At 62.9% G+C, this 7,940-nt stretch carries 10 protein-coding genes; all 10 read right to left on the reverse strand.

The features are described 5' to 3' along the window. Nucleotides 1-204: 204 nt before the first annotated feature. Nucleotides 205-2,577 (reverse strand): DNA cytosine methyltransferase, encoded by a 2,373-nt coding sequence (locus tag AB7849_RS19310; protein ID WP_369501546.1) that lies wholly within the window; start codon nt 2,575-2,577, stop codon nt 205-207. Nucleotides 2,578-2,722: 145 nt separating this feature from the next. After that, complete coding sequence (locus AB7849_RS19315; protein WP_369501547.1) at nt 2,723-3,061, reverse strand: hypothetical protein; 339 nt, start codon at nt 3,059-3,061, stop codon at nt 2,723-2,725. A gap of 112 nt (nt 3,062-3,173) precedes the next feature. Beyond that, a complete protein-coding gene (locus tag AB7849_RS19320) occupies nt 3,174-3,464 on the reverse strand; it encodes a hypothetical protein (protein WP_369501548.1) in 291 nt (96 codons plus the stop codon). Next, a complete protein-coding gene (locus AB7849_RS19325; protein ID WP_369501549.1) occupies nt 3,457-4,203 on the reverse strand; it encodes an A1S_2505 family phage non-structural protein in 747 nt (248 codons plus the stop codon). Before AB7849_RS19325 ends, AB7849_RS19320 begins: the two co-directional genes overlap by 8 nt. An 82-nt stretch (nt 4,204-4,285) precedes the next feature. Then, on the reverse strand, nt 4,286-4,495 hold the full coding sequence (locus AB7849_RS19330) for a hypothetical protein (RefSeq protein ID WP_369501550.1): 210 nt from the start codon (nt 4,493-4,495) through the stop codon (nt 4,286-4,288). Then, nucleotides 4,495-4,839, reverse strand: a complete 345-nt coding sequence (locus tag AB7849_RS19335) for a hypothetical protein (RefSeq protein ID WP_369501551.1) — start codon at nt 4,837-4,839, stop codon at nt 4,495-4,497. The genes AB7849_RS19330 and AB7849_RS19335 overlap by 1 nt, the downstream gene beginning before the upstream one ends. A gap of 80 nt (nt 4,840-4,919) precedes the next feature. After that, complete coding sequence (locus AB7849_RS19340) at nt 4,920-5,819, reverse strand: ParB/RepB/Spo0J family partition protein (RefSeq protein WP_369501552.1); 900 nt, start codon at nt 5,817-5,819, stop codon at nt 4,920-4,922. A 66-nt stretch (nt 5,820-5,885) separates the two neighbouring features. Further along, the gene (locus AB7849_RS19345; RefSeq protein ID WP_369501553.1) at nt 5,886-6,146 is read right to left on the reverse strand and encodes a hypothetical protein; all 261 of its coding nucleotides are present in this window, start codon (nt 6,144-6,146) and stop codon (nt 5,886-5,888) included. Nucleotides 6,147-6,474: 328 nt separating this feature from the next. Then, a complete protein-coding gene (locus AB7849_RS19350; protein WP_369501554.1) occupies nt 6,475-7,230 on the reverse strand; it encodes a hypothetical protein in 756 nt (251 codons plus the stop codon). A gap of 198 nt (nt 7,231-7,428) precedes the next feature. Then, nucleotides 7,429-7,749 carry a hypothetical protein gene (locus tag AB7849_RS19355; RefSeq protein WP_369501555.1) on the reverse strand — a complete coding sequence of 107 codons (321 nt, stop codon included), beginning with the start codon at nt 7,747-7,749 and terminating at the stop codon, nt 7,429-7,431. Nucleotides 7,750-7,940: the final 191 nt, after the last annotated feature.

Consider the following 7,940-nt stretch of genomic DNA (forward strand, 5'->3'; position numbering starts at 1 on the left):
GACGGCTAGTAGAGGGTTTTTAGAACAATTAGTTACACTGTTTTTCGGAATTTTCGGCGGTTCCGGCGTGGAACCCCAGGTAGGAACGGAATATCTCCGTGCTTGAACCAGTCAGCGGATTCGAGTCCATTACGCCCGGGCACATCCGTTGGCCAGGGCGTGTTGAGGGCGTATCGGATCTTCATGTCATCGTGACTCCGGGATTCACGCGGCGATGCGGTGGTAGAGATCGATCAGGTCGGCCGCGTTGGCACGCACAAGCGCCGCGGCCACCTGGCGGCAGACGCTGTTGCCGATCAGCTTCACCTGGTCGGTTTTCGTGATGGGCCGCCACTCGTCCCGGCCTGTCTCCGGGTTGTAGAACAGACCGCGATCGAGGATGTAATCCGGGCGGAAGCCCTGGGCGAGCTTCAGTTCCTTCGGCTGCAGCATGCGCAGGGTGATGTCGACCAGCACGTGGTCACCCACGAGGATCAGTTCGGCCGGTTCCGGGAAATGCTCGGGGAGCCAGCGGCGCATGAACTCGGCGCAGCGCTTGGCTTTGGCCATCATCTCCGGCGGCAGCAGATTCGCCGGCACCTGCACCACCTGCACCAGGCCCATGCGCCCCTTGGTGGGCAGCGTGTGCATGGGTTCGTCGAGCCCCTGCAGCTGGCCGCCGTCACGGTAATACTTGACCAGGTAGGCGCTCACGAGCCGCTGCTGGCTGCCGCTGCCGACGATGGTGCTGACCGGTTCGTGCAGGCTGCGGCCATCGCCGTCGTAGAAGCCGCCATTGGCCTGCTCCAGAAACATCGAAGCCATGCCGAGGGCATGCGCGGCGCCGGCCGGGCGTGCCATGTTGCCGCCGGCGGTAATGGTCGGCATCGGCTGATCCATGGGGTGGCCGATGCTGTCGCCGCGGAACTTGACAACATGGCTAGCGACCAGCCCGTAGCGCACCGCGCCGGCGAGCACCGTCTGCATGGGCTCATTCAGGCCACTGCCCTTTGCGTTTTCGCCGAAAGCGGTCAGGTGTGCGGCCACCATGGCCTGCTCGCCTCGGTGAGCACCCGTGACTGTGCGCATCGGCTCATCCATGGGCGTGCCCGAGCGCTCCCCTTGATGCGTCAGGTGCGTCAGGTGCGCCGAGACGACGGCATGCTTGCCCGTCGCCACCACCGTGCCCAACGGTGCCTCGATGGACTGGGCGCGTGCATCCTGGCCAGGCCGCTCACCGTAACCGGTCGTGATGAGATGCGAGGCAACCGTTGTCGGCTCGAAGTGGCAGTTAGCCACGGCGTGACCGCCGCTGGCGGTGGCCGTCACAGTGCGGAGCGGTTCGTGTGCGTCGGTTGAACCGATGCCCCAGCGCTGGACGCCGCCCGGCTTCCCCTCGCCATGGGCTGCTTGGATCATCACGGACGCCGCCAGGGCGTGGTGACCTCCGGTGGCCACGGTCGGTACAGGGGCGGCGAGCGATGCGCCACTGTGTCCCGAGGTATTGGTCACCAGGTGAGCTGCCGCAAGGGCGAAGTGACCGCCCTTCACCTGCGCTACCTGAGTGCGCAGTGGTTCCTCCACCGTCCACGTGCGCTGGGTGCTGGCGTTGGCAAACTCGGTGAGGATTGGTGCCGCCAAAGCGTGGTGCGTTCCTTGGCCCGTGATCGTGGAGAGTGGTGCGTCCACGGAATGCGTCGAGTGGTGTGCGCTCGACGTGCCGCGGAGTGGAACGATGAAGGGCTTGGCCGCGGTGAGCACATGTCGCCATGCGCCACGCGCCACGCGGCGCTGACTAGCGTTGGCCAGCGGCTTCTTGCGCTCGAAAATGCTCTTGCCCAGATCGGAGAAGTCGATGCACTCGGCGGCCCAGTGCCAGCGCTTCGCTGGGTTCGCGGCGACCTTGAAAGCTTCAGCCTCCGGCCAGACGATCGGCCGCCCATCGCAGCGCATGACGCCGTATAGGCGCTTGCGGGTCGTCGGCGTCGTGTAGTTGGCGGCGATCAACTCGCGGAAGTCGACGTTGTACCCGAGCCCTCGCACCAGCGCGGCCTTGGGCACGTGGTCGCCGATCGCCGCGAGGATCTCTGGCATGTCGGGATGGTCTTCCGGCAGACCCGTGGTCATCACGGCACGAAACGCATTGAAGGTGCGGCCTCGCAACACCTTGACGGGACGATCGTCGGAGCCGAGTGGCCCCCACTCGCGGAACTCCTCGACGTTCTCCATCAGGATCATGCGTGGACGCGTGGCATAGGCCCAGCGCACCAGCACCCAAGCCAGGCCGCGGATCTTGCGACTGCGCGGTTTGCCGCCTTTTGCCTTGGAAAAATGGGTGCAGTCAGGCGAGCCCCACAGGATGCCTACTGGACGGCCGCCCGTCGCTTCGATCGGATCGACCTCGAACACGTCCGCGATGTAGTGGCGCGTGTTCGGATGGTTCGCCTTGTGCACCGCGATCGCGATGGGGTTGTGATTCACCGCGATGTCGGGTGCCCTGTATTCGTCCTCGATGCCGGCCGATGCTCCGCCTGCTCCGGCGAACAGGTCGACGACCAACTCCCTTCCGAAATCGAAACTACGGTTGCCATCTGCCATCAGAGATCTCCTCGGGTTTGCGTGTGAGCGCATCAATTGCCGGATTTCCCGGGTTGCCCTTAGAGTTTAACGGTAACACGTTTGCCGTAAACACAAAAAGAAACCCCGCATCCGAAGATGCGAGGTTGGTTCGGTATCGAGTGTCTCAGTCCTGGAAGATCTTCCAGAGACCCGTGGAGAAGCCGTTGGACTGACCGCTGGTGAAGACCAGGCTTACCGTGGCATCTCCACGCGGGTCACCGTTGAAATCGACGCGTTCGATGCCGGGGATTCCTTCGACTACTTCCTCGATCTGCGCCTCGACAGCGTTGATGCCTTCGTCCAGATGAGGCCCATCCACGCCGTTCAACTTCTTCACCGTCAGCTGCAGATGCTTGCCAGCGAGCTGCTGCAGCGATTCCGCTACCGCTTCGGGATCGACGCCGAGGCCCGGCTGGCCGTAGTACGTGATGGCAACTTTCAGGGCAGTGCGGTTTGCACCCATGGTTTGCTCCGAGTGTGTCCGCAACAGCGCGGACTTCACCCGAGTGTGGCGTTCAACCTTGCAGTCTGGCGTTGCGTTGACGTACTACCGACGGCTTTTGCTGCGCGTCCTGCTACTTGGTGCCGCGGCCGTGGCCGACCGATCCGAACACAGCAAGGAACAAGGCAAGCCCCATAAGTGCCAGCGCGGCAGGCGGGATGATTGCGAGAGGAATGCTCACCAGCACCAACATCGCACAATCACGGAATACGCCGGGTCGACCGCGAAGTCGGCACACCAGCCACAAGGTAGCCAGCAAGCTCGCGTAAATCAGAATGGCGAGGCCCACCAAGGTTACCCACGAGTGGGCGAAGTGGGGAAACAAATGTTGGTAGTTGCGAACCAGCGAGCCCATGTCAGGCATGTTGTTCTCCTTGGGTTGGGGTATGAAACAATACGATCCGCACGGCGAGCCCATCGGCTTTGGCTGTCTCGATCATGTTGCGCGTCTCTGCGGATTGGCCGTCCCAGAATGCCACCAGGTGCGATGCCGCCCACGCCATGCGTGCGTGGCACAGTCTGCCGGCCGCCCTTCCAAACCGCCGCCAATCGGCCGGAAAGCGGAAGATCTCCAGTTCCCTGCGCGTAGCGTAGCGTTCGCCCAGGGTGTTAGCGCCACGCTCTCCTCCAACAACGATTGCCGGCGAGCCAGTGAAGCTGGCTGTGAAGTGATTGAGCCTCTCCCGCAGTAGACGGTAGTTATTGAAGCGAGGCGAATAGGCGACGATCACTCGTGGCGTCGTGGCTCGGTGGAGCATGAGCTGCCAGCGGTAGGGGAGGGTGCAGTTGCGGGGTGCGTCAAGGAAGGCAGGAGCGAGCTGGGCATCCTGGAAACCAGCCAGGCCACAGCCTACGCGGGTAACCTCGAACTCCAGCTCGGGGTGGTGGCGAGCAAACGCCAGAAAGCGCTCGATGCTGGCCATCACGGCCGGCAGGGAAAGCGAGTTCAGAGCAGCATCCTTGGTCGGCAGGGCGTAAGCGGAGCCCGTCAGCCCTTCGCCCACGCCCAGCTCGGCACCGAAGTACCGATTCGCCACCAGGGCGGCGGAGCGACCATGCCGGCCGGCCAGGTTTGAGCCAAACACGAAAATTGGTGAAGTCATGAGGATTACTCCGTGCCGTCCGTTGGGGCGGCTTCGCGGAGCAGTGCGCCGAGCTGCAAGCCGCAGCCGTTGCGCGAGGTATTCATGAGCCTGACGTCACCGGCATCAGGCCATACTCCTGGAACAGCGCGATATCGTCGGGGTGCGCGTGATCGACCGGGCCGCCCATCGCGAACAGCTCGCGTACCTCCGTGGTAACAGCGCCTTCCTGACGCAGCAGAAGCGCTACGGCAGTGAAATAGCCGCAACACCACTCGGCGCTGTTGCCCATTCGTCGGCCGGTGCGGCGCATCAGTTTTTGCGCTCGCGCTTCCGCGCCCGGTTAATCAAGACATCGATCGGAGCGCCCAGCAGCTTGGTGCACGTCTCGGCCGACACTGTGCGATCGGTGAGTATGTCTCGGTTCGCATCCATCTTGTCTGCCATGAAGGCGGAGTGGCCGTTGAAGCCAGGCACGGCAGCCCACGCGGCTTCCCATTCGTCGCTGGTCAGGAAACCGGCGCCACCGAGGATGAGCGCCTCATTGGAGCGGTCATCGAAGAACACGAGCTGGATGAATCCCGCACATGCTTGTGCTGCCGCCGCCTTAGAGGCATCCGGTGCAGCGTGAGAGTAGTTGGCGCGATCTTCAGACATAGGGTGCCTGTCACATTCGAGAGGGTGTCACCGAGAGCGCCGGCGGCATTGCCAGCGCCCATGCCTATGCTCACCACGCGCTATTCCGCAGTGGCAGCAGCTTGTCCTGCGTCTTCCATCTTCTTCAACTCGGCCAGCAGCTCGTCGAGCTGCGTGCGCGTCTCGGTGCGCAGCGACGCATAGCCAGGGTCTTCCGTGATCTGACGGGCGGTAGCGAAAAGCCGAGGAGCCGACTTGCGGATCGCCTTGTTGAGGGCGGCCCCGGGCATGTGGGATGCCGTAACGCGGCTTCGCCCCGCCTCGCCCGCTTTTTGCTTCGCCTTCGCCAGCACCTCGACGGCCTTGTTGCCATGCTTGCGCAGGACATTGATTGCCTCGGCCGCAGACAGCTCGTTGGCAATGACCATGTTGGCGACGGCGCGGGGAGCTGCAGCGAGCAGCAAGAGGCCGTTGACATACGACGGGTTCAGGCCCAGCTTGCGACCGATTTCCGCCTCCGAGAGATCCATCATGTCCAGGCGCTTCGCCACCAGCGCCGTTTCATAGGGCGTCAGCGGTCGAACGGTATTGCTCCGCTTCAGGGCGACAGTCATGTCGACCATGTTCAGCGACTTGGGGAGCAGGATCACCGGGATCTCGGTGAACTCAGCACCCTCGGCGATTGCGATCTTGGCTGCTTCGAGGCGCGTGTGGCCGTCCACCACATAGACCACATCGTCGTCGCTCTCCCGCGCCACATACACGCTGAGAGCTTGATCGATCTGGAAGCCATCCGCCTTCATGGAGTCAACAATCTCGCGCAGGTGCTCCAGGTAGTCGGGCGTGCGCACGCGAACGTTGAAGTTCGGCAGCACGCTGATCTTCTCGGGCGCCAACATTGACATGGCATCGGAGCGACGGTTTTCCGACTTGATCTTCTTGACGCCACCCGGCACGAGTTCGAGGTCGAAGGTGGACGGCGGGATTTGGAGGGCAGGCATGGTGATTCCCCTTAGTGGATGGTGAAAGGCATGGGATCGATCTGTCTCTGGCGGCGGCGAGAGCGCTCAGCGGTTACGCTGGCTCCAGTCGTCGTCGCGCACCGCGTAGCTGGCGAACTCCTTGCCGCCCTCAGTGAGGGTGATGTGGCGCACGCCAGGGATCACAGCCTTGGCAAATTCAACCGCGCCCGCAGGGTCGCAGTGGGCGCCATCGGTCACGTCGATGCGCAGGGCTTGCGCAGACAGCGCGGTAACACTCCGCCAGTGGCAGCGCAGACGATCGTCATAGGCTCGATCGACTCGGTTGGCGTGGGAGGTACGTTCCATGGCGGCTCTCGAATGTGCCGGCGGGCGCGCCAGCTTCAATACAAGTGTATAGCGGTAACACTATGACGCAATACACGAACGGCATCTTTTTTAAAAAAAGATCCCCTCAAGGCAAAAAAAATCCCCCAGCACAGATGCGCCAGGGGATTCGGTCATTTGCTAGCAAGGAACGTGCGGCGGCGACTGATCTGCGCAGCCCGTCTCCTCCACGCTCATCTCAGCAGAGATGAGACGAACGCGCTCACGATGCCTCGCGAAAACAACCTCCTGCTCAGCAGGCGATGTCAGCACAGGGCGCCGTGCGTCGTATTGGCCCATGTCTACCATGTCAGCCTCCAAGCGCGTGCTGAGGGGCCTGTGCACCCTGACGCCGGTAAGTGAGCAGGGCGTCCCTGTGTTTGTCGTGTATGGCCGCAGCTTGCCGATGACGCACCGACCCCAGCGCAGCTTTCAAGCGGACGCAGAGCACAGCTTCCTGATCGGTGGCAAAGACGTTCGCTTCATCGACGCGCTGGATTTCGAGCATGCCCGTCCCGTCCACGTCCCACAGATCCCATCCCTCAGCCATGTTGTTCTTCGAGCTGGCCACCAACTCCGCCTGGCCGCGTGTTGCGTACTCGCCCGGCAGGTTTTCCTGACGGTCAATGTCGAACACGACGAACGGCGGATACTTGCCATCCCCAGTGAAGCTGCTCTCCTCGTTGGGAAACTCATGACCATCCACAACGAAGCGAGGAAGGCCCTGCGGGAGTCTCAGACCGCGTGGAGCACTCTCGTTTTCGACGCCTTGCATCTGCCCGCCGCGCAAGGCGGCGCCGAGACATGAAAGCGCCTCCTCGACTCGATGGTCGTCGCCACCTTGTGCGATGTTCCCGTTGAACGAAGCGAGGGGGAGGTTCGATTCGGCGCTCCCCGCCTTCTCGATCGACTCGGCTCCGGTGTGAGCCTGGAACTCGTTCCGGTAGCGCTCGCGCAGATAGAAGAAGTAGTCGTTCCGATCCGTGGCATCCCCCGCCACGTTTTCGATGAACCACCACAGGGCTGCCGTGATGTTCAATGAATCCAGATAGTTCTTGTGTTTCATGCCGATCTCCAGCACACATGCCAACCAAAGGGGTGGCTTCCAGTGGAAGTGACTGGCCAGGCGGGGCAGGGCGTTGCTTTGGCGTGCCAGTGTGGGCAATGAACCCTCGCTGCGACAGCAAAGCAAAACCCCGGCACTTTCGTACCGGGGTTCAATGACATCGTGACGCAGTTCAGCGCGACCGTTGCGGCATCGCCGTTATGCGCCCACCACACCTGCCTGCGTGTGCGCCCCCCGCATGCGGTTGTTCTGTTGCACGATCCAGTCGCGCGCCGCCTCAGCAGTTGGGAAAGGACGGCGGCCACAACCTACCGTCCCTGTCCGCAGATCACGGATTGTCCAGCCCGCCGGTACCACCGACCAGTCGCCGGCATCGGCATCTCGCGTCCACGGTACCGCGCCGTAGATGGACGCGGTAGCACCCGTCCGGCTGTTCAACCAGTGCTCCGACTCGATCACGACGTAACGCTCTGCCGCAGCAACCGGCGCCGATGCGCCAGCCATCAAGACCTTCTCCATCGTCCTCTCCGCATACCTGCAATGAGCAGGCTTCATGGTGAGGTGGCCATTTGCGTCTCTCGACGTTGTTGCACCGCCGTCGCGGCACGGAGATCCGAATCGGGGAATAGGGGGATCGGGTAGGGAGCCGGAATCATCCGGCCCCCTCCCACACCACCGTACGTGCGGTTCCGCATACGGCGGTTCACGAG

The organism is Rhodanobacter sp. FW021-MT20, assembly GCF_041107475.1.
In the GTDB taxonomy this organism is placed as follows: Bacteria; Pseudomonadota; Gammaproteobacteria; order Xanthomonadales; family Rhodanobacteraceae; genus Rhodanobacter_A; species Rhodanobacter_A glycinis.